General features: G+C 62.4%; 19 protein-coding genes, 1 pseudogene and 1 riboswitch. Of the genes and pseudogenes, 13 read left to right on the top strand and 7 right to left on the bottom strand.

The features are described from left to right. Positions 1–138 precede the first annotated feature (138 nt). Entirely contained in the window at positions 139–1,857 is a 1,719-nt protein-coding gene (locus PQR40_RS14280) for an OmpA family protein (protein WP_408509237.1), read from the top strand. A 183-nt stretch (positions 1,858–2,040) separates the two neighbouring features. On the opposite strand, the gene PQR40_RS14275 is transcribed toward PQR40_RS14280, so the two are convergent. After that, a complete protein-coding gene (locus tag PQR40_RS14275) occupies positions 2,041–3,000 on the bottom strand; it encodes a LysR family transcriptional regulator (protein ID WP_408509236.1) in 960 nt (319 codons plus the stop codon). Positions 3,001–3,070: 70 nt separating this feature from the next. Between PQR40_RS14275 and PQR40_RS14270 the strand changes: the two are divergent. The 12 genes and pseudogenes from PQR40_RS14270 to PQR40_RS14215 all read left to right on the top strand — a co-directional run. Then, positions 3,071–3,178: pseudogene (locus tag PQR40_RS14270) on the top strand (LrgB family protein); the annotation flags it as partial. A gap of 115 nt (positions 3,179–3,293) precedes the next feature. Beyond that, complete coding sequence (locus PQR40_RS14265) at positions 3,294–4,091, top strand: glycosyltransferase family 2 protein (RefSeq protein ID WP_408509235.1); 798 nt, start codon at positions 3,294–3,296, stop codon at positions 4,089–4,091. Between the two features lie 113 nt (positions 4,092–4,204). Then, positions 4,205–4,340: riboswitch (S-adenosyl-L-homocysteine riboswitch) on the top strand. Positions 4,341–4,373: 33 nt separating this feature from the next. Next, positions 4,374–5,795 (top strand): adenosylhomocysteinase, encoded by a 1,422-nt coding sequence (gene ahcY / locus PQR40_RS14260; RefSeq protein ID WP_325047491.1) that lies wholly within the window; start codon positions 4,374–4,376, stop codon positions 5,793–5,795. 152 nt (positions 5,796–5,947) lie between these two features. Further along, positions 5,948–6,301 carry a phage holin family protein gene (locus PQR40_RS14255; RefSeq protein WP_028198543.1) on the top strand — a complete coding sequence of 118 codons (354 nt, stop codon included), beginning with the start codon at positions 5,948–5,950 and terminating at the stop codon, positions 6,299–6,301. A gap of 11 nt (positions 6,302–6,312) precedes the next feature. Further along, the gene (gene metF, locus PQR40_RS14250) at positions 6,313–7,143 is read left to right on the top strand and encodes a methylenetetrahydrofolate reductase [NAD(P)H] (RefSeq protein WP_408509234.1); all 831 of its coding nucleotides are present in this window, start codon (positions 6,313–6,315) and stop codon (positions 7,141–7,143) included. Positions 7,144–7,359: 216 nt separating this feature from the next. After that, positions 7,360–9,003, top strand: coding sequence for an ABC transporter substrate-binding protein (locus PQR40_RS14245; RefSeq protein ID WP_408484803.1), 1,644 nt, complete (start codon positions 7,360–7,362; stop codon positions 9,001–9,003). A gap of 204 nt (positions 9,004–9,207) precedes the next feature. After that, a complete protein-coding gene (locus PQR40_RS14240) occupies positions 9,208–10,836 on the top strand; it encodes an ABC transporter substrate-binding protein (RefSeq protein ID WP_408509233.1) in 1,629 nt (542 codons plus the stop codon). A 132-nt stretch (positions 10,837–10,968) separates the two neighbouring features. Continuing rightward, positions 10,969–11,979, top strand: coding sequence for an ABC transporter permease subunit (locus tag PQR40_RS14235; RefSeq protein ID WP_074281916.1), 1,011 nt, complete (start codon positions 10,969–10,971; stop codon positions 11,977–11,979). Between the two features lie 90 nt (positions 11,980–12,069). Further along, positions 12,070–12,987 carry an ABC transporter permease subunit gene (locus PQR40_RS14230; protein WP_408226322.1) on the top strand — a complete coding sequence of 306 codons (918 nt, stop codon included), beginning with the start codon at positions 12,070–12,072 and terminating at the stop codon, positions 12,985–12,987. 93 nt (positions 12,988–13,080) lie between these two features. Continuing rightward, the gene (locus PQR40_RS14225; RefSeq protein WP_408226504.1) at positions 13,081–14,073 is read left to right on the top strand and encodes an ABC transporter ATP-binding protein; all 993 of its coding nucleotides are present in this window, start codon (positions 13,081–13,083) and stop codon (positions 14,071–14,073) included. Continuing rightward, the gene (locus PQR40_RS14220) at positions 14,070–15,089 is read left to right on the top strand and encodes a peptide ABC transporter ATP-binding protein (protein WP_408226325.1); all 1,020 of its coding nucleotides are present in this window, start codon (positions 14,070–14,072) and stop codon (positions 15,087–15,089) included. The genes PQR40_RS14225 and PQR40_RS14220 overlap by 4 nt, the downstream gene beginning before the upstream one ends. Then, positions 15,082–16,233, top strand: a complete 1,152-nt coding sequence (locus PQR40_RS14215) for a TraB/GumN family protein (protein WP_408226328.1) — start codon at positions 15,082–15,084, stop codon at positions 16,231–16,233. The genes PQR40_RS14220 and PQR40_RS14215 overlap by 8 nt, the downstream gene beginning before the upstream one ends. 2 nt (positions 16,234–16,235) lie before the next feature. On the opposite strand, the gene PQR40_RS14210 is transcribed toward PQR40_RS14215, so the two are convergent. The 6 genes from PQR40_RS14210 to pxpB form a co-directional block, all read right to left on the bottom strand. After that, positions 16,236–18,035, bottom strand: coding sequence for a tetratricopeptide repeat protein (locus PQR40_RS14210; RefSeq protein WP_408509232.1), 1,800 nt, complete (start codon positions 18,033–18,035; stop codon positions 16,236–16,238). A 244-nt stretch (positions 18,036–18,279) separates the two neighbouring features. Next, positions 18,280–19,236 carry a DUF979 domain-containing protein gene (locus tag PQR40_RS14205; protein ID WP_408334612.1) on the bottom strand — a complete coding sequence of 319 codons (957 nt, stop codon included), beginning with the start codon at positions 19,234–19,236 and terminating at the stop codon, positions 18,280–18,282. Next, the gene (locus PQR40_RS14200; protein WP_408220998.1) at positions 19,233–19,982 is read right to left on the bottom strand and encodes a DUF969 domain-containing protein; all 750 of its coding nucleotides are present in this window, start codon (positions 19,980–19,982) and stop codon (positions 19,233–19,235) included. Before PQR40_RS14200 ends, PQR40_RS14205 begins: the two co-directional genes overlap by 4 nt. Positions 19,983–20,246: 264 nt before the next feature. Then, the gene (pxpA, locus tag PQR40_RS14195) at positions 20,247–20,999 is read right to left on the bottom strand and encodes a 5-oxoprolinase subunit PxpA (RefSeq protein ID WP_408509231.1); all 753 of its coding nucleotides are present in this window, start codon (positions 20,997–20,999) and stop codon (positions 20,247–20,249) included. 19 nt (positions 21,000–21,018) lie between these two features. Beyond that, the gene (locus PQR40_RS14190; protein WP_408226343.1) at positions 21,019–22,071 is read right to left on the bottom strand and encodes a 5-oxoprolinase subunit C family protein; all 1,053 of its coding nucleotides are present in this window, start codon (positions 22,069–22,071) and stop codon (positions 21,019–21,021) included. Beyond that, positions 22,068–22,721 (bottom strand): 5-oxoprolinase subunit PxpB, encoded by a 654-nt coding sequence (gene pxpB / locus PQR40_RS14185; protein ID WP_408226346.1) that lies wholly within the window; start codon positions 22,719–22,721, stop codon positions 22,068–22,070. Before pxpB ends, PQR40_RS14190 begins: the two co-directional genes overlap by 4 nt. Between the last annotated feature and the right edge of the window lie 132 nt (positions 22,722–22,853).

Here is a 22,853-nt window from a genome sequence, read left to right as displayed (position 1 = left end):
ATAAGAAAAATTAGGCGAACGTCTGTTAATTCGTCATAAATTGTGCCGTTTCGTTTATGAGATTTCCCCAAACTTATAATCGCGCCGCGAAAAAGAGCGCGTCAGGTGGCGCGTTCGGGAACTCAAGGAAGCGAAGCGATGAGTATCAATGTGATTCAGCTGATTCAGTCTGCGATGACGGACGGTGTCGTGCGACAGATGGCGGCCCGCTTCGGGCTGCCGCCGGACGCGACCCAGAAGGTGCTTGCAGCAACCGGCCCGGCGCTTGTCGCCGGCCTGATGCAGAAGGGCGCGACGCTCGACGGCGCGCGTTCGCTGTTTGCCGCGATCCTCTCGCCTGAGGTGAACGGGCACATCGCCGAGCAGTTGCCGCAACTGCTCGGCACCACCACCGGCGTGAGCCAGCTGGAAGGCACGGGGCGTCAGTTGCTCGAGCGCGTGCTCGATCGCCGTGTCGATACGCTCAGCGACGAAGTCGCGACCCAAACCGGCGTGCCGGCGCATGCGACGCACGCCATGACGGGTATCGTCGGCGCAACGCTGTTGGGCCTGCTGAAACGGCATTTTCTCGAAGGTCAGGGCAACGTCGGCCAACTGCCGACGCTGCTGGGCCATCAACTGCCGGCCATTGCGCCGTACCTGAACGACCGTCTGATGGCAGGCCTCGGCCTGAGCGGACTCGGCGCGTTCACCGGCAATATCCTGTCGCAGTTAAAAGCGGTCTCGGCGCACATCGACCATCCGACGCCTGCTGCCAAGCCGGTGGCCGAAGCCCTGTCGAGCATCCGCGTGCCCGCCGACGCCGTGGTGCGCGAAGAGCGCCGTTCACGCACGTGGCTCTGGTGGTTGCTTGCGGCGATCGCTGCGGTGCTGGCCTTCCTGTTCCTGCGTGGCTGCCATAGCGAGCAGCAGAGTGGGCAGCAAGGCGAGCGCACTAGCGCGGAAGCCGCGGCAACTACGCAGCCCGCGTCCGCTCCGGCTGAAGCCTCGGCCGCAGTAGCACCGGCCAGCGCCGCAGCAGCAAGTGCCGCCAGCGAAGCGGAGCAACCCGCCGCCGCGCCCGCAGCGACCAAAGATAGCCAGATCAGCTTCACGGTCGACGCCGCTGGCAAGCCGACGCTCACGGCGACGGTCGGCAGCGAAGCCGAAAAGACTCAGCTGATCGACGCGCTGACAAAGCGTTTCGGCGCTGACCATTTCGTCGCGAACGTCACGGTCGATCAAGACACCAAGCCGGCCGACTGGCTCGCTCATCTGGACGGCCTGCTGCCGCTGATGGCATTGCCGGGCGCGGAAGTGAAAGTGGACGGCGCGCACATCGAACTGAGCGGCAGCGCGGCGAACGCGAAGCTCGGCTGGCTCGATAAACTGAAGTCGCTGTTCGGTGCGTCGTATCAGATCGGTTCGTTCAACGTCGAACAGGCGGTCGCTAACGCAACCGAGAACTTCCGGGGCGCGATCAAGGGCCTGCTCACGCCGGACAGCTCGTGCGCGGCAGCGGACGTGGTCAAGGTGCTGAACCTGCAGGTGATCAACTTCACGAGCGCCAGCGCCCGCGTGCCGGTATCGGCGATTGATGATCTGAACCAGTCGGCACAAGTGCTGAACGCGTGCGCACGCAATGGCAAGCTTGCCAAGCTCGAAGTGGCCGGCTATTCGGACAATGTCGGCGGTGCACAAGCCAACCTGCAACTGTCGAAGAAGCGCGCCGAAGCGGTCCGCGCGTATCTCGTCAAGACGGGCGTGCCGGCGGCTTCGCTGGTCGCGCAAGGTTACGGCGACGCGCGCCCGGTCGCGAGCAACGACACCGCGAGCGGCCGCTTTGCCAACCGCCGCATCGAGTTCGTCGCGCAGTAATCATGACGGCGCTCGGTGAGCGTTCGTTGATCGCTCAGTGATCGCTGATTGAACGTTCAAGGCAAGCCGTTGAGGTGAGCCCAAAAAACATGCCGCCCGGTTCGCGCCAGGCGGCATGTTGTCATTTGGCTGGCCGCATTTGCGGTGGCCGCATTTGCGGCGAGGGTGTCTACGACGACGGTATCACGGCGCCGGTGTCCGAACCGGCGCCGTGATACCGGTCATGCCGATACCCGGCACCAACATGAAATCGTCGCCTGCCTGGCCCGGCAGCGCCTCTCGAGCCACCTCCAGCCACGCGCGCGCCGCATGCGACAGATAGCCATTGCGGCGCCAGCCGATCGCCATCTCCCACGGAATCTCCGGTTCCACCACCGGGCGGCAGGTGAACTGCGCTGCGTCGAGCCGCCGGCAGTACGGCGCCGGCAGCAGTGCAATGCCGACGCCCGCCAGCACCAGAGCCGCCATGAAATCCCAGTGCCCGCTTCGCCCGACGATGGTCGGCGCAAAACCGGCCGTGCGGCACGCATTCAATACGACATCGTTGAGCGCGAGGCTTTCGCCGTAGAACACGAACGGCTCGTTGGCGAGATCGGCGAGCGGCACTTCCTGTAGATCGTCCCAGCGGGAGCCAGTGCGCGCGACCAGCCACAGCAATTGCCGTGTCATCGGCAACACCTCGATGTTGTCAGGGTCGACCGGTTGCAGCACGCCACCTAATTCCAGTTCACCATGGATCAGCGCGGCTTCGATCGCGCGTGAACCCTGCTCGAACAGCTTCAGTTCGATTTTCGGGTAGCGCTGGCGGAAGGCGGCGATGGCCGGTGTGAACAGCGAGCCACCCATCGGCGGAATGCCGATGGTCAGCTCGCCGCGACCGAGCGTATCGAGATCGTTCAGCTCGGCCTGCAATTGGGCATGCGCGGCCAGCACGTCCTGACCGCGTTGGTAGACGATCCGGCCGGCGTCAGTCAGTACCATCTGGCGTCCGTCGCGCAACAGCAGCGGCGAGCCGATTTCGTCTTCCAGAGACTTGACCATCTTGCTGATGGTCGGCTGCGTGACGAACATCTGCTCGGCGGCGACAGTGAAGCTCTGTTGACGGACTACTTCGACGAAATACCGCAGCGCACGTAGTTCCACGATCTCAGTCTCCAGGATTCCAGATTGGAATGATCTGAGTGATTGTAAGTCATTGTATTTATGCCGCGGACGCAACCCGATGACGCACTTCGTATCGGCGGCATTCGTACGTGCCGTCTTCGAAAAAATTCACGCGCCGAAGGACCTGACCGCATTGATGGTGATTGTGACGGGCGTGTGAGCGACGCTGTTCGGCGAACTCGCGCACACCGCTTTTCCAGGATGGACTCCGCCGGAAGCGGGATAACATCGACGGCTCCCTACCGTTCGGCCCGCAGCGCCCGTTTCAGTTCATGACACCCATCTCGATCATCATTCCCTGCTACAACGGCGCGGCGACGCTTGCCCGTGCGCTCCAAAGTTGCCTGATCCAGCCGGAAGCCGCGCAGATCATCGTGGTGGACGACGGCTCGACCGATGCCTCCACCGACCTCGTCGCGCATTACGGGCGTCGCGATCGGCGCGTGTGCCTGTTGCAGATGCCGTATAACGGCGGCCCGGCTCGGGCGCGCAACTGGGGTGCCCTGCATGCGGCTCACGGTCTGCTTGCCTTCCTCGACGCCGACGACGAATACGTGCCCGGCGCATTAGCCGCCGCGAGTGCGTTTCTCACGCAGAACCCGAAGGAAGTATCCGTGCGGCTCGACGTCGACTACACGGATTTTCCGGTCGACATCATCCGTCACCCCGGGTTCGACACGCATGCCGCAACGCTCAGCAATACCGTGCCGAGTAGCCTGATCATCCGTCGCGCGGTGTATACCGCGCTCGGCGGCTTCCCGATGGATGACGCGTTTCGCCGCATCGGCGGCGAAGACGGCGCGTTTTCGTGGGCCCTGCGCGAGATCTTCGGCAACCGGCGTCTGGGCGACGCGAAGCGCGTGCGCATGCATTACCACGCGGGCATTCACGCCGAACGTTATTTCCGCATCGCACTTGGCTTGCAGACGCCGGATCCTGCCGACGTGGCCGATGCATTCCGGTTTTCGAGGCAATTCCTCGAAGCAGCGCGCGCGGGCATCGAGCAATTGCGCACCGCAAGCGTTGTTGCCGACGCAGCCGCATCTGCCCTGCCGAATCACGCTGCCTAGATCCCAGACACCGAGGCGGCGCATTGCCACCCGCAGCCCAATTCCCAAGGGCCGCAACCCCACCAACCCGATCCGCGCCCCGAAGCCATCTCGATTTGCTACAATCGCCGTTCGTCTCCGAGGAGCGTTGCGACGGGTACCGCGAATCAGCTATTCGCCGGCCGCCCGCCAGGCTCGGAGGCTTCAATCGGAGGGCCAGGATGCGCATAGCGCTTTCCCATCCACCGCATCGAACCGCGCTCACGTCAAATTTCTAGTCAATTTTTTAGAAAGGAGGGCGTGATGAACGCCGCAGTTCTCGATTCAAATTCCAAGCAGGATTTCCTCGTCGCCGATATGTCGCTTGCAGCCTGGGGCCGCAAGGAACTGAACATCGCCGAAACCGAAATGCCCGGCCTCATGCAGACGCGCGAGGAGTACAAGAGCTCGCAGCCGCTGAAGGGCGCGCGCGTCGCGGGTTCGCTGCACATGACGATTCAAACCGGCGTGCTGATCGAAACCTTGACGGCACTCGGCGCGGACGTTCGCTGGGCATCGTGCAATATTTTCTCGACGCAGGATCATGCAGCTGCCGCGATTGCGGCAGGCGGCGTGCCGGTGTTCGCATTCAAGGGCGAATCGCTCGACGAATACTGGGAATTCTCGCACCGCATTTTCGAATGGCCGAATGGCGAATTCGCCAACATGATCCTCGACGACGGCGGCGACGCCACGTTGCTGCTGATCCTCGGCTCGAAGGCTGAGAAAGACCGTTCGGTGATCTCGAAGCCGGAAAACGAAGAAGAAGTGGCGCTGTACAAGTCGATCGCCAAGCATCTCGACGCGGATCCAGTGTGGTACTCCACGCGTCTCGCGCACATCAAGGGCGTGACCGAAGAAACCACGACCGGCGTGCACCGTCTGTATCAGATGGAAAAGGAAGGGCGCCTGCCGTTCCCGGCCATCAACGTGAACGATTCGGTCACGAAGTCGAAGTTCGACAATCTGTATGGCTGCCGCGAGTCGCTGGTCGACGGTATCAAGCGCGCAACCGACGTGATGATCGCGGGCAAGATCGCGGTCGTGGCCGGTTACGGCGACGTGGGCAAGGGCTGCGCGCAATCGCTGCGCGGTCTGGGCGCAACGGTGTGGGTCACGGAAATCGATCCGATCTGCGCACTGCAAGCGGCAATGGAAGGCTATCGCGTCGTGACGATGGAATACGCGGCGGACAAGGCCGACATCTTCGTGACGGCAACGGGCAACTTCCACGTGATCGGCCACGATCATATGGCTGCCATGCGCAACAACGCGATTGTCTGCAATATCGGTCACTTCGATTCGGAAATCGACGTTGCATCGACGCGCCAGTACACGTGGGAAAACATCAAGCCGCAAGTCGACCACATCATTTTCCCGGACGGCAAGCGTGTCATCCTGCTGGCTGAAGGCCGCCTGGTGAACCTGGGTTGCGCGACGGGCCATCCGTCGTTCGTGATGTCGGCATCGTTCACGAACCAGACGATCGCGCAGATCGAGCTGTTCGTTCACGGCGACAAGTACGAAAACAAGGTCTACGTGTTGCCGAAGCACCTTGATGAAAAGGTGGCGCGTCTGCATCTGGGCCGTATCGGCGCCGAACTGACGGTGCTGTCGGACTATCAGGCAGGCTATATCAGCGTCGACAAGAACGGCCCGTTCAAGCCGAATCATTACCGCTATTAAGTCACGCAAGTCACGTGACTAAGTAAGATTAAGCACGCGGGCGGTTTAAACGCATGACAGTTTGACGACAGGGCGGCGCGTAATGCGCCGCTTTGTTCGCCATGCCCGCCTCTTTCCGTTCAAACGGACATCCTGCCTCAAAGGAGCTCTACATGACCGTGCTGCTGACCTGGCTGATCAACGCGCTGGCGCTTCTGATCATCACCTACCTCGTACCGTCGATTCATATCCGCAGTTTCGGCACCGCCTTGATCGTCGCGGTAGTGCTCGGGTTGATCAATACGATCCTGCGACCGGTGCTGATTCTGTTGACGCTGCCCGTCACGATCGTCACGCTCGGACTCTTCATTCTGGTGGTCAATGCGCTGTGCTTCTGGTTGTGCGCGTCGCTGCTGAAGGGTTTCGAAGTGTCGGGTTTCTGGTCGGCGTTCTTCGGCTCGATTCTGTACAGCATCGTTTCGTGGCTGCTGTCCGCGCTTATTTTCGGCAACCGCAGTATCGGTTGATCTACTGAATCATGAACCCAATCGAACTTTCATTCGAATTCTTCCCGCCGAAAACGCAGGAAGGCGTCGACAAGCTGCGCGCCACCCGCGCGCAGCTCGCGTCGCTCAAGCCCAAGTTCGTGTCCGTCACGTTCGGCGCCGGCGGCTCGACGCAGCAGGGCACGCTCGATACCGTCGTCGATATGGCGAAGGAAGGGCTCGAAGCGGCGCCGCACGTGTCGTGTATCGGCTCCTCGAAAGAGAGCCTGCGCGCGATCCTCAACGAGTACCGCGCGCGTGGCATCCGCCATATCGTGGCGCTGCGCGGCGATCTGCCGTCCGGTATGGGCGAAGTCGGCGAACTGCGTTATGCGTCGGAACTGGTGAGCTTTATCCGCGCCGAGTTCGGCGACTGGTTCTGGATCGAGGTGGCCGGTTATCCCGAGTACCACCCGCAGTCGCGCTCACCGCGTCACGATCTGGAAAACTTCGCCAACAAGGTGAAGGCCGGCGCCAATTCGGCGATCACGCAGTATTTCTTCAACGCGGACGCGTATTTCCGTTTCGTCGACGATGTGAGGAAGCTTGGCGTGGACGTGCCGATCGTGCCGGGCATCATGCCGATCACGAACTTCTCGCAGCTGATGCGTTTCTCGGAGATGTGCGGCGCGGAAGTGCCGCGCTGGGTCGCGCGCCGGCTGGAAAGTTTCGGCGACGACCGCGAGTCGATCCGCGCGTTCGGGCTGGATGTGGTGACGGACCTGTGCGGGCGTCTCATCGACGCGAAGGTGCCGGGCCTGCACTTCTACACGCTCAATGGGGCAGCGGCGACCAAGGCGATCTGCGAACGGCTGGGCGTTTAAGTTCCGAGTAGCCTCTACAAAGCCGCGTGGCTCATCGAGTCGCGCGGCTTTTTTACGCAAGATCCAGCCTGGGAGTTCCACCCTCAAACCACTGCTGCGGCGCAGCAAAAATGCGCCGCCTGGCGTGTCCTGCGGCGTATAAGCCCGCATTGAACCCGATTTTTGGGCTGTCTATGATCGAAGCGCAGCTGACTTGGCTGCTGTGCGGAGAACAAGATGACAGTATCCCGATTGCTGTTTGCAGTTCGCCATACCTGTCTGCCGGTCTTGAGTGCCTGCGCAGTCCTTGCTGCCGGCCTCGCGCCCGCCGCAGCCGGCGCGGCCAGCTTGCCTGACAAAACTCTCGTGTTCTGCTCCGAAGGCAGTCCGGCTGGCTTCGATTCCGCGCAGTACACCACCAGCGTCGAATTCACCGCCGCCTCGTACACGGTCTATAACCGCCTTGTCGAGTTCGCCCGCGGCAGTACCGATATCGAGCCAGGCCTCGCCGAGAAGTGGGATGTGTCGCAGGACGGCCTGCAATACACGTTCTACCTGAGGCACGGTGTGAAGTTTCAGACCACCTCGTTCTTCAAGCCGACCCGCGAATTCAATGCCGACGACGTTGTCTTCACTTACCAGCGGATGCTGGATCCCGATCAGCCGTTCCGTAAGGCGTACCCGGTACCGTTTCCCTACTTCGCCGATCTCGGACTGGCAAAGAACATCGCCAAGGTCGAGAAGCTGGATCCGTACACGGTGCGTTTCACGCTAAAAGAGGTTGATGCACCGTTCCTGCAGCAGATTGCGATGCCGTTCGCGTCGATTCTGTCGGCGGAGTACACGGATCAACTGCTGAAAGCCGGCAAGGCTTCCGACATCAACCAGTACCCGGTCGGCACCGGGCCGTTCATTTTCCGCAGTTATACGAAGGACGACACGATCCGCTTCGACGGCAATCCAGACTACTGGAAACCGGGCGTCGTGAAGGTCGGCAAGCTCATCTTCGCGATCACCACGGATCCCGCGGTGCGGCTGCAGAAACTGAAACGCGGAGAATGCCAGGTGATGAGCTACCCGCGTCCGGCTGATATTCCGCAGATCAAGGCCGACTCGTCGCTTGCTCTGCCGAGTGAGGTGGGCTTCAATCTGGGCATCCTCGGGTACAACACGACGAAAAAACCGCTCGACAACGTGCTGGTGCGACGTGCGCTGGATATGTCGGTCAATAAGAAAGCGATCATCGAGTCGGTATATCAGGGTGCCGGGCAAATCGCGACGAATCCCATGCCGCCGACCCAATGGGGCTACGACAAGAACCTGAAAGATGCGCCTTACGATGTTGATAAGGCCAAGGCGTTGCTGAAGGAGGCCGGCTACCCGGACGGCTTTGACCTTACCCTGTGGGCCATGCCGGTACAGCGACCCTACAACCCGAATGCCCGGCTGATGGCCGAAATGCTACAGGCCGATTGGGCGAAGATCGGCGTCAAGGTGACGATTGCCACGTACGAGTGGGGCGAGTACATCCGCCGCGCCCATGCCGGCGAACACGAGGCGATCCTGATCGGCTGGACGGGGGACTACGGCGATCCTGACAATTGGCTTGGTGTGTTGCTCGGTTGCGATGCGGTGAAGGGCAGCAATTTTTCCAAATGGTGCTACAAACCGTTCGACGACCTGATCAGGAAAGGCCGCGGCACCACGGATCTCGCCGAGCGAACCAAGGCATATATGGAAGCGCAGGAAATCTTCAAGCAGCAGGTTCCGTTCACGCCGATTGCCCACTCCACCGTCTACCAGCCGATCAGCAAAGACGTCACGGGCTTCAAGATCGACCCGTTCGGTCCGACGCAATTCATGAACGTCGGGCTGAAATAGCCGCCAGCAACGACCTGTGGGCCGCTTTTTGCTAAGCGCACCTCTAACGTCGCACGTTCCGGCCAGCGCCGGCGTGCGACCGCCCTTATGCCCCATCTGTTTCCGATCGTCAACGGGGGTATTTTCCTCCGCTTGTTGGTGCGAGCCAAGCTCAAGTAAGATCGCGCTACGCTGGCGGAAGCCGGCCCCGATCCTGGAGGAAACATGAAGCAAAACAACCTGTTGCGCGCCGCGCGTGTTACGACGCTCGTCGCAGCTGCAGCGGCATCGATGCTGGGCGCTACGAGTGCCAATGCCGAGATTCCGAACAAAACACTCGTTTACTGCTCAGAAGGCAGCCCTGCGGGTTTCGATCCGGCCCAGTACACGACTGGTGTCGACTTCACGGCCAATACGTTCACCGTTTATAACCGCCTCGTCGAGTTCGAGCGCGGCGGCACGAAAGTCGAGCCGGGCCTGGCAGAAAAATGGGATGTCTCGCCGGACGGCAAGACCTACACGTTCCATCTGCGCCACGGCGTGAAGTTCCAGACCACCTCGTTCTTCAAGCCGACACGCGAATTCAACGCGGACGACGTCGTGTTCACGTTCCAGCGCATGCTCGACACGAACCAGCCGTTCCGTAAGGCGTACCCGGTCCAGTTTCCGTACTTCACGGACATGGGCCTCGACAAGCTGATCACCAGCGTCGAAAAGGTCGATCCGTACACGGTCAAGTTCACGCTGAAGGAAGTCAACGCGCCGTTCATCCAGAATCTGGCGATGGAATATGCGTCGATCCTCTCGGGTGAATACGCGGACCAGTTGCTAAAGGCCGGCAAGGCTGCCGATATCAACCAGTACCCGGTTGGCACGGGCCCGTTCATCTTCCGCAGCTACACGAAGGACGCGACGATCCGCTTCGACGGCAATCCGGATTACTGGAAGCCGAACGCAGTGAAGATCTCGAAGCTGATCTTCTCGATCACGCCGGACGCAGGTGTACGCGTACAGAAGATCAAGCGCGACGAATGCCAGGTGATGAGCTATCCGCGTCCGGCCGACATTGCGCCGCTGAAGGCTGAAGCGAACATCGCGATGCCGTCGCAGCCGGGCTTCAACCTCGGCTACCTCGCGTACAACGTGACGCACAAGCCGGTCGACAAGGTCGAAGTGCGTGAGGCGCTCGACATGGCGATCAACAAGAAGGCGATCGTCGAATCGGTGTATCAGGGCGCGGGCCAGGCTGCAACGAACCCGATGCCGCCGACCCAGTGGTCGTACGACAAGAACCTGAAGAGCGCGTCCTACGATACGGATAAGGCCAAGGCACTGCTGGCGAAGGCCGGTTATCCGAACGGCTTCGACATCACCCTGTGGGCGATGCCGGTGCAACGCGCGTACAACCCGAACGCCCGTCTGATGGCGGAAATGATCCAGGCCGACTGGGCCAAGATCGGCGTGAAGGCGAAGATCGTCACGTATGAATGGGGCGAGTACATCAAGCGCGCGCACGCTGGTGAAGACGACACGATGCTGATCGGCTGGACCGGCGACAACGGCGATCCGGACAACTGGCTCGGCACGTTGCTGGGCTGCGAAGCGGTGAACGGCAACAACTTCTCGAAGTGGTGCTACAAGCCGTTTGACGATCTGATCCAGAAGGGTCGCGTGACGTCGGATCAGGGCGCGCGCACGACGGCGTACATGCAGGCGCAACAGATCTTCGCGCAGCAACTGCCGTTCTCGCCGATCGCTCACTCGACCGTGTACCAGCCTGTCAGCAAGAAGGTCGTCGACATGCGTATCGAGCCGCTCGGTTATGCGCGCTTCGACGGCGTCAGCGTCAAGTAAAGGTAATGCAGTCAAGCTTACGCAGTAGCTTTTCGTACCGTTAGAAAACTGGTCGAAATGGTCCGGCGACCGGGGTCACAAGCCCTCGTCGCCGGTTGCGTTTTTTCTTCATCAAGACCATAGGGACGAACCATGTTCCGCTTTGTTTTGCGCCGCATCGGCATGGTGATACCAACGTTCATCGGCATCACGATTCTCGCGTTTGCGCTGATTCACCTGATACCGGGCGACCCCATCGAAGTGATGATGGGCGAGCGCGGCGTCGATCCGGCCATGCATGCCGCCGCCTTGCATCGCCTCGGACTCGACGAGTCCTTGCCGATGCAGTACATCCACTATGTTGGCCGCGCCATGCACGGCGACCTCGGCACCTCGATCATCACCAATACCAGCGTGATGGGCGAATTCCTCGCACGTTTTCCCGCCACGGTTGAACTGGGGTTCTGCGCGATGCTGTTCGCGCTGATCGTCGGCTTGCCGGCGGGCGTGTTCGCGGCACTCAGGCGCGGCACGGTGGTCGATCATGGCGTGATGGGCACGGCTCTGACCGGCTACTCGATGCCGATTTTCTGGTGGGGCTTGATCCTCATCATGTTCTTTTCCGTGGACCTCGGCTGGACGCCGGTGTCGGGCCGCATCGCGGTCGAATACGACATTCCGCACGTGACCGGCTTCATGCTGATCGACGCATTTATGTCCACCGATGAAGGCGCGTTCAAATCCGCGCTCAGCCATCTGATTTTGCCGGCCATTGTGCTTGGCACGATTCCATTGGCCGTTGTCGCGCGGATGACGCGCTCGTCGATGCTCGAAGTGTTGCGCGAGGATTACATCCGCACTGCGCGTGCGAAGGGCTTGTCGCCCGCCCGCGTGATCATCGTGCATGCATTGCGGAATGCGCTGATTCCGGTCGTGACCGTGATCGGTTTGCAGGTCGGCACGTTGCTGGCTGGCGCGGTGCTGACCGAGACGCTGTTTTCGTGGCCGGGTATCGGCAAGTGGCTGATCGATGCGATCGGCCGGCGCGACTATCCGGTGGTGCAGGGCGGTATTCTGATGATCGCTACGCTGGTGATCGTTGTGAACCTCGTCGTCGATCTGTTGTACGGCGTGTTGAACCCGCGCATTCGCCATACGAGGTAAATATGAACCCCCACGCTCACTTGCGTTCGCTGCCCCCCGAGGGGGCGCATGCCTCCCTTGAGGCGGCTCTGCGGGAGGCATGAACAGATCATGGCAGACATACAAAATACAGTCCCCCAATCGGTGACGCCGCCAAGCGGCCGCGCCATCGCCGCCCGCGAATTCTGGGCGAATTTCTCGCGTAACCGTGGCGCGGTCGGCGCCGGCTTCATCGTGCTGGCGTTGATTTTCATCGCGATCTTTGCGCCGTTGATCGCACCGCACAGCCCGATCGAGCAGTATCGCGACTTCGTGAAGATCCCACCCGCCTGGCTCGACGGCGGCAACTGGAAGTTCATTCTCGGTACCGACGAAGCGGGCCGCGACATTCTCTCGCGTCTGATGTACGGAGCGCGGCTGTCGTTCTGGATTGGCTTCGTCTCGGTCGTGCTCGCGCTGCTTCCGGGCATCGTGCTCGGGCTGATCGCGGCGTTCTTCGAGAAGTGGGCCGATACGCCGATCATGCGCATCATGGACGTGCTGCTCGCGTTGCCCTCGCTGCTGCTCGCAGTCGCGGTGGTCGCGATCATCGGCCCGGGGCTGGTCAATACGATGCTCGCGATTGCGATCGTCGCGTTGCCGGGCTATGTGCGTTTGACGCGCGCCTCGGCTCAAGGCGAATTGCAGAAAGAGTATGTGACGGCTTCGCGGGTTGCAGGCGCGAGCACGCTGCGTTTGATGTTCTCGCAAGTGCTGCCGAACTGCACCGCACCGCTGATCGTGCAGGCAACCTTGGGCTTTTCGTCGGCGATTCTCGATGCGGCGGCACTCGGCTTCCTCGGGCTCGGCGTGCAGCCGCCGTCGGCGGAGTGGGGCGCGATGCTGGCCTCGGCGCGCGACTATATCGACAGCGCCTGGTGGATCGTCACGATGCCGGGTCTCTCCATTCTGATCTCGGTGCTCGCGATCAATCTGCTCGGCGACGGGCTGCGCGACGCACTCGATCCCAAACTGAAGCGGATGGCCTGAATGGAACAACCTCCACGTTCAACTCATTCACTTCCCCCCGAGGGACCGGGTCAGCCAGCTTCGGGCGGCCATGCGCGTACTGACAGTAACTTGTTGACCATCCGCAATCTGGCGGTGAACTTCAACGGCCTGCCCGCAGTCGATCGGATTAACCTCGATGTCGCGCCGGGCGAAGTCGTCGGCGTGGTCGGCGAATCGGGCTCGGGCAAGAGCGTGACGATGATGGCGCTGATGGGCCTGATCGACGCGCCGGGCAAAGTCACCGCGGATGAGATCACCTTCAACGGCAAGAATCTGGTGAAGGCAACGGCCCGGGAACGCCGCAAGATCATCGGCAAAGACATCGCGATGGTGTTCCAGGACGCGCTCACCAGTCTGAATCCGAGCTACACGGTCGGCTATCAGATCAAGGAAGTGCTCAAGCTGCACGAAGGCCTGCGCGGCAGCGCGTTGGACAAACGCGCGCTGGAGTTGCTCGACCAGGTCGGCATTCCGGACGCGAAGAGTCGCATCACGTCGTTCCCGCATCAGATGTCGGGCGGCATGAATCAGCGCGTAATGATTGCGATGGCGATCGCCTGCAATCCGAAGCTGCTGATCGCCGACGAACCGACCACCGCACTCGACGTGACGATCCAGGCGCAGATCATGGAGCTGCTGATCAAGCTGCAGAAGGAACGCGGCATGGCGCTCGTGCTGATCTCGCACGATCTGGCGGTGGTGTCCGAGGTCGCGCAGCGCGTCGCCGTCATGTACGCTGGCGAAGTGATCGAAACCAACCGCGTGCCGGACATCTTCGCGGCGCCGCATCATCCGTACACGGAAGCGTTGCTGGCGGCTATTCCCGAACACAATGTCGGCGCGGTGCGGCTTGCTGCATTGCCGGGCATGGTGCCGGGGCGTGATGACCGGCCGAAAGGTTGCCTCTTCGCACCGCGCTGCAAGTATGTGGTCGACGACTGCATGAAGGCGCGCCCCGCACTGGCACCAATGCAAGGTCACGCTGAAGTGGCGCGCGTGCGCTGCATCAAACCCCTGAACCTGAGCGGCGACGCCAATGTTCACACTCATGGAGGCGCACGATGAACGCAGTACTCGAACCGCGGCGCCAGTCGGACCATGCGGGTGATCACGTGCTGGTTGCCGACAAGCTTGCGCGTTACTACACGGTAAAGCGCAGCCTGTTCAGCCAGGGCACGGTAAAGGCTTTGAACGGCGTGTCGTTTGCGCTCGAACGCGGCAAGACCCTGGCGGTGGTGGGTGAATCCGGTTGCGGAAAATCCACGCTCGCGCGGCAACTGACCATGATCGAGGCGCCCACTGCAGGCCGCTTGTTGATCGACGGTGAAGACGTGGCCGGCGCCGATCACGCGAAGATCGCCGCGCTGCGGCGGCGCGTGCAGATGGTGTTTCAGAATCCGTTTGCCTCGCTGAATCCGCGTAAGACGGTCGAGCAGACGCTCGGTGAACCGCTCGCGATCAACACGCAATTGAGCGCTTCCGAACGCGCTGAACGGATCGCGCAGATGATGCGCACTGTCGGGCTGCGTCCGGAGCATGCAAAGCGCTATCCGCATATGTTCTCGGGCGGGCAGCGGCAGCGCGTGGCGATTGCGCGCGCGATGATCCTCGATCCGCAGATCGTGGTCGCCGATGAACCGGTGTCAGCGCTCGACGTGTCGATCCAGGCGCAGATTCTCAATCTGTTCATGGATCTGCAGGAGCAGTTCAAGACCAGCTACGTGTTCATCTCGCACAACCTCTCGGTGGTGGAACATATTGCCGACGATGTGATGGTGATGTACTTCGGTGGCGTCGCGGAGCTCGGCGACAAGAAGCGGATTTTCTCGAATCCGCGGCATCCCTATACGCGTGCCCTGATGTCGGCCACGCCTTCGATCTTCGAAGCGGATCGCACCATCAAGATCAAGCTGCAGGGTGAAATGCCGTCGCCGCTGAATCCGCCGTCGGGCTGCACGTTCCATCAACGTTGCCCGTACGTGATCGACCGTTGCCGCAGCGAAGAGCCGAAGTTGCGCGAAGTGGATGGTCGTCAGGTGTCGTGTCACCGCGCCGAGGAGGTGGGGGACATGGATGCCTGATGCAGTGGCGGCGCGTCGTCTTACGCGCCGCTCGCGTGATGGCGGCCGCAACGCTGCTTTGACGCGGCGCTGGGGAGCGCGCGCACTGACCGGTGCCGCGCTCTTCGGCGTTTGTTCCGTTTTTCACCTAAGCGCGGGGCTGATCGGCGTCGCGCATGCGGCCGGCGCAGCCGCCAATGCACCTGCTCAGGCGGGGCGGCCGGCGATGCCGGTGCCCAATCTGCCTGCGCCGCCACGCGCCACCTTACCGGGCTTCAATCCGCCGCCCGCCGCGCCGGGCACTACGGCAAGCGGTCCGGTGCAAACGCAGCCGGCGCGCATGCCGTTCTATGTCGCGACGCGCGGCACCACGACCATCTACGTGCTCGGCACGTTGCACGTCGGCGACCCCGCCGACTATCCTGCGAAGCAACCGTTCCGCGCGCCGATCCTCGGCGCACTGGCGGCCTCGCCGACACTGGCGCTCGAACTCTCACCCGACGAACTGCTGGTCTCGCAAGACGATGTGTCGAAGTACGGCATATGCCGCCGGGATTGTCTGCCGGGCCTGCTGCCCGAGCCTTTGTGGCGCAAGCTGGCATTTCGCCTGCGCGGTAATCCCGCGGCGCTGGATGAAATCAAGAAGATGCGGCCGTGGCTCGCGTCGCTGGTGGTCGAAACCTACGATTCGTTGAGTGCGGGCTTGCAGACCGAGTACGGCACGGAAGCGCAATTGCAGAACGTGTATATCAGGACGCGCGGCAAGATCGTCGGTCTCGAGACGCTGCATCAGCAGATGCGCGCGTTCACCAGCCTCACACTTGCGCAGCAGCGTGAAATGCTCGCGCAGGACCTGGTGCAGACGCCTGCGGAAAACGTCGACGATGTGAAGACCTTGCATCGGCTGTGGCGAGTGGGGGATGCCGATGCGATTGCGGCCTGGCAGGCCGCGAAGTCCGAAAAGCTGGCACGCGACAAGCGTATCTCCGACTCGATCGACAACAAGATCGTGTACGAGCGCAACCGGCGTTTCGTGTCACGGATGCTGCTGATCGCCGGGCCGAACAAGCCGGTGTTCGTGGCGATCGGCGCGTTGCATCTGGGCGGCCGCAAGGGCGTGCTGCAGCTTTTGCGGCAGCACGGGTTCGTGGTGGATGCGTGGTGAGGTTATTGGTCCTCCAGCGCTTTGGCGACTTCGGCGACCACCGTTGGCCAATCGCCCAGCAAGTTCTGCCGGAATAATCTCATCGCCGGATACCACGGCGAATCGCTACGCTCTTCGAGCCAGCGCCAGTCCGAATTGGCGGGCAGCAGCACCCACACCGGCTTGCCCAGTGCGGCCGCCAGATGCGCCACGCCGGTGTCCACGGCGATCACCAGATCGAGATTCATGATGAGTGCCGCAGTGTCGTCGAAGTTGTGCAGATCGGCGGTGAAATCGTGAGCGCGGAAAACTTCCGGCGCATCGATCAATTGTGCGTGCGCGGGGCCCTTTTGCAGCGGGTACCACGCGATGTTCTCCAGTTTGCTTAGCGCGCTCAGATCGGCGAGCGCCATCGACCGGTAGCGGTCGTTGCCAAACGTCGGACTGCCGGACCACACCAGACCCACTTTGCGTTTTGCTTTGCCGGCTGCGTCCACCCGCTTGCGCCATGCCTTGATCTTTGCCTTGTCCGCAAACACGTACGGCACATCCGCGGGAATGGTCGACAGTTCGGTGTCGACGCACGAAGGCACGCTCATCATCGGCACCCAGAAATCGTACTGACCTTCGGGCTTGCCGCTGAACGCGTGGTGCACGCCCGGGATGCGCTCAACCAGCGGCAGCAGCGACTCGCGCACGCAAAGATCGACGGTCGCGCCGAGTTGCTCGAGCACACGCGCATAGCGCAGAAACTGGAAGTGGTCGCCGAAACCCTGTTCACCGACCAGCAACAGACGGCGCCCGTCGAGCGGCTCGCCATGCCACTCGGCAACACCCGGCACGGCGATCGTCTCGTAGTCGTTCTTGCGCCAGCGTTTCGCAAACTCCGCCCAACCCTGCTTGTAGTCGCCGCGTTTGAGCAACAGCCAGGCGAGGTTCTGATGCGCATCCGCATAGTTTGGCTCAAGCCCTAGCGCGTGGCGGTAGAAGCCTTCCTCTTCGTCGAGGCGGCCTTGTGCGCCGAGCGACCCGCCGAGGCAAACCAGATTCGTGGGATTCGGTTTGAGCGCGACCGCACGCCGATAGTGCGACTCAGCGCCAGCGTAATCGCCGAGCTTGCCGATCAGGCTGCCGAGGTTGACGTGTGCCTCGGCGTAGTCGCTGCGCAATGTCAGCGCCCGTTCGAAACTGGCGATGGCCGCAGCGTGATCGCCTTGCGCGTTGTGCGCATTGCCTGCGTTGAAGTGCGGTTCCGCCGATTGCGGATCGAGCGACAGCGCGTTCTGATAGCAGACCAGCGCTTCTTCGTAGCGGCCGAGCTTGCTTAGCGCCGTGCCGAGGTTCAGATGCGCGTCGACCAGCGAAGGATTCGCCGCCAACGCCAGCCGATACTGCCCGATGGCTTCTTCGAACGAGCCTTGCGCTTGTAGAGCGACCCCGAAGTTGTTGCGTGCGTCGGCGAAATCGGGCTGCAACTGCAACGCCTGGTCATAGCAGATCATTGCTTCGTTGGCGTGGCCGAGCGCAGCAGCCACGAGGCCGCGGTTGCTCCAGCAGACGACGTCGGTGCGATCGAGTTTTAGCGCTTCGCTCATCAATTCGGCGGCGAAGACGTGGTCGCCGCGCTGATGTTGCAGCACACCGAAGTAGTGCAACGCTTTGGCGTGAGCAGGATCGAGCGCGAGCGCTTCGCGATAGAACGGTTCGGCGACATCGAACTGGCCGGCCTGGTGTGCTTCGAGCGCGGCGTCGATCAGCGAGGAGAGATAGGTTGAGGGCGGCGCATTGGGATGCGCGGTGTCAGGGTGGGATGGGTGTTCCATGAGGGACCTGCTGGAGAGCGCTGGCGGCGCGCGTTGCACGCGCCGCCAGCGTATGTGGATGGGGAGACCATCCACCAGCTTATGTTCCGGCCCCTTTCCTGACGATCGGACGCATCCTAAATCTGCGGCGTCTGTTTGTCGCGTGCAGATGTGTCTGACCGTTTATGAGCGCGCCGCGCCACTTCAGCCCGCACATTCGAACGCGTGGTTCGTCTATGTTCGCCGAAGCGGTGAGTCAAGATTCCTACAAGAACATCAAGAAATTCAGCAGGAAAATATTCACAACCAGCAAGGTCAGCGCGGTGGGCACCTGCACCTTGATCACCGCGTTCTTATCGGGCAGTTCCAGCAGCGCGGCGGGCACCATGTTGAAGTTTGCGGCCATCGGCGTCATCAGCGTGCCGCAGTAGCCGGAGAACATGCCGATCGCGACCATCACCGCAGGATTGCCGTGAAATACGCCCACCAGAATCGGCACGCCGACACCGCCTGTCATCACCGGGAACGCGGCGAAGCCGTTGCCCATCACCATCGTGAACAGCGCCATGCCGATGCAGTACACGGCCACCGCGACAAACCGGTAGTCAAGGCTGATGTAGGCCGTCGTCACGTGCGCCACCGCCTTGCCGACACCGGCGTCCGAGAACACGAGGCCGAGCATGCCGAGCATCTGCGGCAGCACCGCGGCCCATGACAACGCATCGACCAGGCGGCGCGCCTCTTTCATCGACTGGCCGACGGTATCGCGTGTCATCACGCAGGCAATCGCCAGTGCGATCACGCAGCCGATCCCGAAGCCGATCAGCGTGACGTTAGCCTTCTCGATCAGCGGCATGCCGCCGAAGATCAGATGGCTGGCCGACAGCGTAATGATCACGGTGACGACCGGAATCGTCAGCGCGGGCACGAACAGCTTGTTGCGCAGACGCGCGGCGCTGGCCATACGCGCTTCGAGCGATAGCAGTTTCGGCTTGGCCGCGGTCACGCCGCCGAAGCCCGCAATCAACGCCATCACGATCACCAGCACGCCGACCACCGAGGGCGGCAGCTTGTCGCCGATCAGGAAGATCAGCGCGTAAAGGATCCAGAAACCGCCGGCGGTGAAACGGCGCGGGTGTTCCTTGTCCGTGACGATCATGCCGCCGATGATGAGCAGCACCACGCCCAGCAACCAGAACAGATAGGTAATCGTGAGCGTCATGCTTTGTCTCCTGCGGCGGATTGCGTCGGCGAAACAGCAGCGGCATTGGCAGTTGCATTGCCGCGCAGTTCGCGTTCGAGCCTGCGGTCGAGCAGATACAGGCGAAAGCCGTGAACGATGAATGCGCAGATCGCGGTCGGAATGCCCCAGACGGCCACGTGAATCGGCTCGACGACGATGCCGGCTTCTTTCAGGAAGGTCGTCATCAGTACGATCGCACCGAATGCGACGAAGATGTCTTCACCGAAGAACAGGCCGACGTTGTCGGTCGCCGCGGAGTAGGCGCGCAGCTTGAAGCGGACCGCGTCGCTGATCTTGCCGAAGCGGGTTTCAGTCGCGCCCTCGGCCATCGGCGCGATCAGCGGACGCACCATTTGCGGATGGCCGCCGAGACCAGTCAGGCCGACGGCGGCGGTCAGTTCCCGCACCAGCAGGTAGACGATCAGCAAACGCCCTGCGGTTGCGGCCTTGATGCCACCGATCCACGCTTGCGCACGCTCGCGCAGGCCATGCCGTTCCAGCAGGCCGATCACCGCCAGCGGCAGCAGGATGATCAGCGGGATATTGCGGGTCTTGATGAAGCCGGTGCCGATTTCAGCGAGGATCTTTTCGGGCGGGAAGTGCGCGGCCAGACCCGTGACGATCGCGGCAACCGCCACGATCAGCATCGGATTGAACCGTAATAAAAAGCCGACGATGATGACGGCCACGCCAATGAGCGGCCATAGACTGACTGTTGTCTGCATCTGGATCTCCAAACAGGGTTTCAACCTTGCCGCTTGTGGCGGCTAACGTGGGCCGGCGCCCGGTTACCCATGCGCCGTCTTGTTGCCGCGGCTCTTGATGGCCGCCTTGCTTCGACTACACCTGCATTTGCACTTACGTCTGCTCTACTCACTGCGGTATTGCAATACGTCCTGCACCTGGCAAACGCCCCGCATGAAGCGGGGCGTTCTGGGTTGGGCAACGGTTGATTCGCGCTGTCCGGCTCGCGTTGGTCGGCGCTGGGATCAGACGCTCGCGGCGCCGGCCGCGTGAACTTCAATGCCGGCATCCTGCAGTGCGCTGCGGATGCGTCGCGCGAATGCCAGCGCATGCGGCCCGTCGCCGTGCAGGCAGATGGTTTGCGCATTGAGCGGCACCCAGTGTCCGTCGACGGCTTGCACGCGGCGCTCGCGCACCATGGAGAGCGTGCGTTCCAGTACCACGTCTTCGTCGTCGAGCAGCGCGCCCGGCTCCTTGCGCGGCACGAGCGACCCGTCGGCGCGATAGCCGCGGTCGGCGAATACTTCTTCGACGGCAGTCAGGCCCGCTTCGCGGGCGGCCGTCACGAGCCCGCTGTTGGCGAGCGCGAACACCGCCACCGACGGATCGAAATCGTGGACCGCCGAGACGATCGCGTCGGCGATCTTCGCGTCGCGCGCGGCCTGGTTGTAGAGCGCACCGTGCGGCTTGACGTGCGCGATGCGGCCGCCCTCGGCCTGCGCGATCGCCGACAGCGCGCCGAGCTGATACAGCACGCCCGCGTAGATGTCGTTGACCGGCAGGTCCATTTCCTTGCGGCCAAAATTCTCAGGATCGTTAAAGCTTGGATGCGCGCCGATCGACACACCTTTTTGCACCGCCCAGCGCACGCAGTCGCGCATGGCGTTGGCGCCGCCCGCGTGCCAGCCGCACGCGATGTTGGCCGAGCTGACGAGGTCGAGCAGCGCCTCGTCTGAGCCACAGCCTTCGCCGAGGTCGGCGTTCAAATCGATTTCCATGGTGTTCTCCTACTTAGTGTCACAGCGCTGCGGCCGCCGGCTGGCGCGCGCAGCGTTCTTCGTGCATGGCAATCGCGGCGTCGATCTGCCGCAAATACGTGCGTTCTTCCAGTAAAGCCTGGCGAGCCTCATAGGGTGTCGTCGGGATGAAGCGAATGGCGGCGTTGAGGCGAACCTGCGCGAGCTTCCATAGATCAGCCTGGATCACGGCGCCGATCTTCGGATAGCCGCCGGTGGTCTGCGCATCGCTCATCAGCACGATCGGCTGGCCGTTCGGCGGGACCTGAATCGTGCCGGGCAACACCGCGTGCGAGAGCAGATCGCTTTTCTGGGTGCGCTTCAGCTCAGCACCGGCGAGGCGGTAACCCATGCGATTGCTGTTCGGTGTGACCAACCATTCATCGGACCAGAACGATTCGTGCGTTTTTTCGGTGAAGCTGTTGTATTCGGGGCCTTGCAGCACGCGGATCGGCACGGCCCACGGCACGCCGGACGGATGCCGGCCGCGCCGCAGCGGTTCGTGAACCAGCACGAACTTGCACCAGGCGGGCGCCTTCACGCCGAACTCGGGCGCGTCTGGAGTAAAGCCGATGTGGCCGCGTTGCAGCGGCGCGCCGACTGGCAGGCGATCGCCGTCGCGCAGCGCCCGGCCGCCGAGTCCACCGAAATGGCCCGCGAGATCGGTGCTGCGCGAGCCGAGCATCGGCAAAACGTCGATGCCGCCGGCGATGCAGACATAGCCGCGCATACCGCGTTTGGCCGCGTTCAGCACCAGCTCCTGGCCGGCCTGCACCGGCAGGCTCCACCACGAGTAGACCGGTTTGCCGTCGAGGGTCGCGCCGAATTCGGTGCCGGTGATGGCCACGCGTGTAGCGCGCAAAAAGCGCAGCACGGTCGGGCCGAAGGTAATTTCAAGGCCGGCCGCATCGGGCCGGTTGCCGACCAGCCGGTTGCCGACCTCGAGCGACAGACGGTCGAGCGCGCCACCCATCGCAACGCCGAGGTGCCGGTAGCCGTGACGGCCAAGATCCTGAATCGTGGTCAGCAGGCCCGCGCGAATCACATCGATCATGCGTGTATCCCCGCGACGGTAAAGCGCACCCGGTCGCCCGGTTGCAACAGCGTGGGCGGACGGCGAGCCGGATCGAACAGCGGCAGTTCGGTGCGGCCGATCAATTGCCAGCCGCCAGGGGAGGCTGCCGGATAAATGCCGGTCTGCTCACCACCGATGCCGACCGAACCGGCCGGCACTTCCAGGCGCGGCGACGAACGGCGCGGCGTATGCAGGGCTTCATTGAGCCCGCCCATATAGGCGAAGCCCGGCTGGAAGCCGAGGAAAAACACCACGTACTCGCCGTCCGCATGACGTTGCACCACTTCACGCACGCTCAGGCCGGTGTGATTGGCGACCACTTGCAGGTCCGGGCCGAACTCGCCGCCGTATTGCACCGGGATTTCGACTTCGCGGCCGGGTGCGGGAACGTCGCTCACCCTGTTCCAGGCCGCTTGCAGATGGCTCATCAGCGCTTCGCGGTCGGCCTCGAGCGGATCGAACACGAGCGTCAGATTGTTCATGCCCGGCACGACCTCCAGCACATGCGGCCAGTCGCGCGCAGCTTCGGCGGCCGCCCACACGCGCCGCTGGCAGTCCAGCGTGGCAGGCGCAGGCGCCTCGCAGACTAGTGCGGTGTCGCCGAGCGGAAAGATTCTTGGTTGGCTCATCGCTTAATGGCCCAGATCGAGTCGGAAATGTCGAGCATATCGGACCCGATGGATAGTTATCGGCATCGGGTACGCGAAGTTTGAAGCGTACATTATCAATAAAATATCAACAATTTATCTATAAGCGTTTTC

Origin of the sequence: Paraburkholderia sediminicola (assembly GCF_046026855.1) — a bacterium.
GTDB lineage: Bacteria > Pseudomonadota > Gammaproteobacteria > Burkholderiales > Burkholderiaceae > Paraburkholderia > Paraburkholderia sediminicola_A.
Note: the sequence above shows the minus strand (reverse complement) of the source record. Positions and strands in the feature narration are given on the sequence as shown.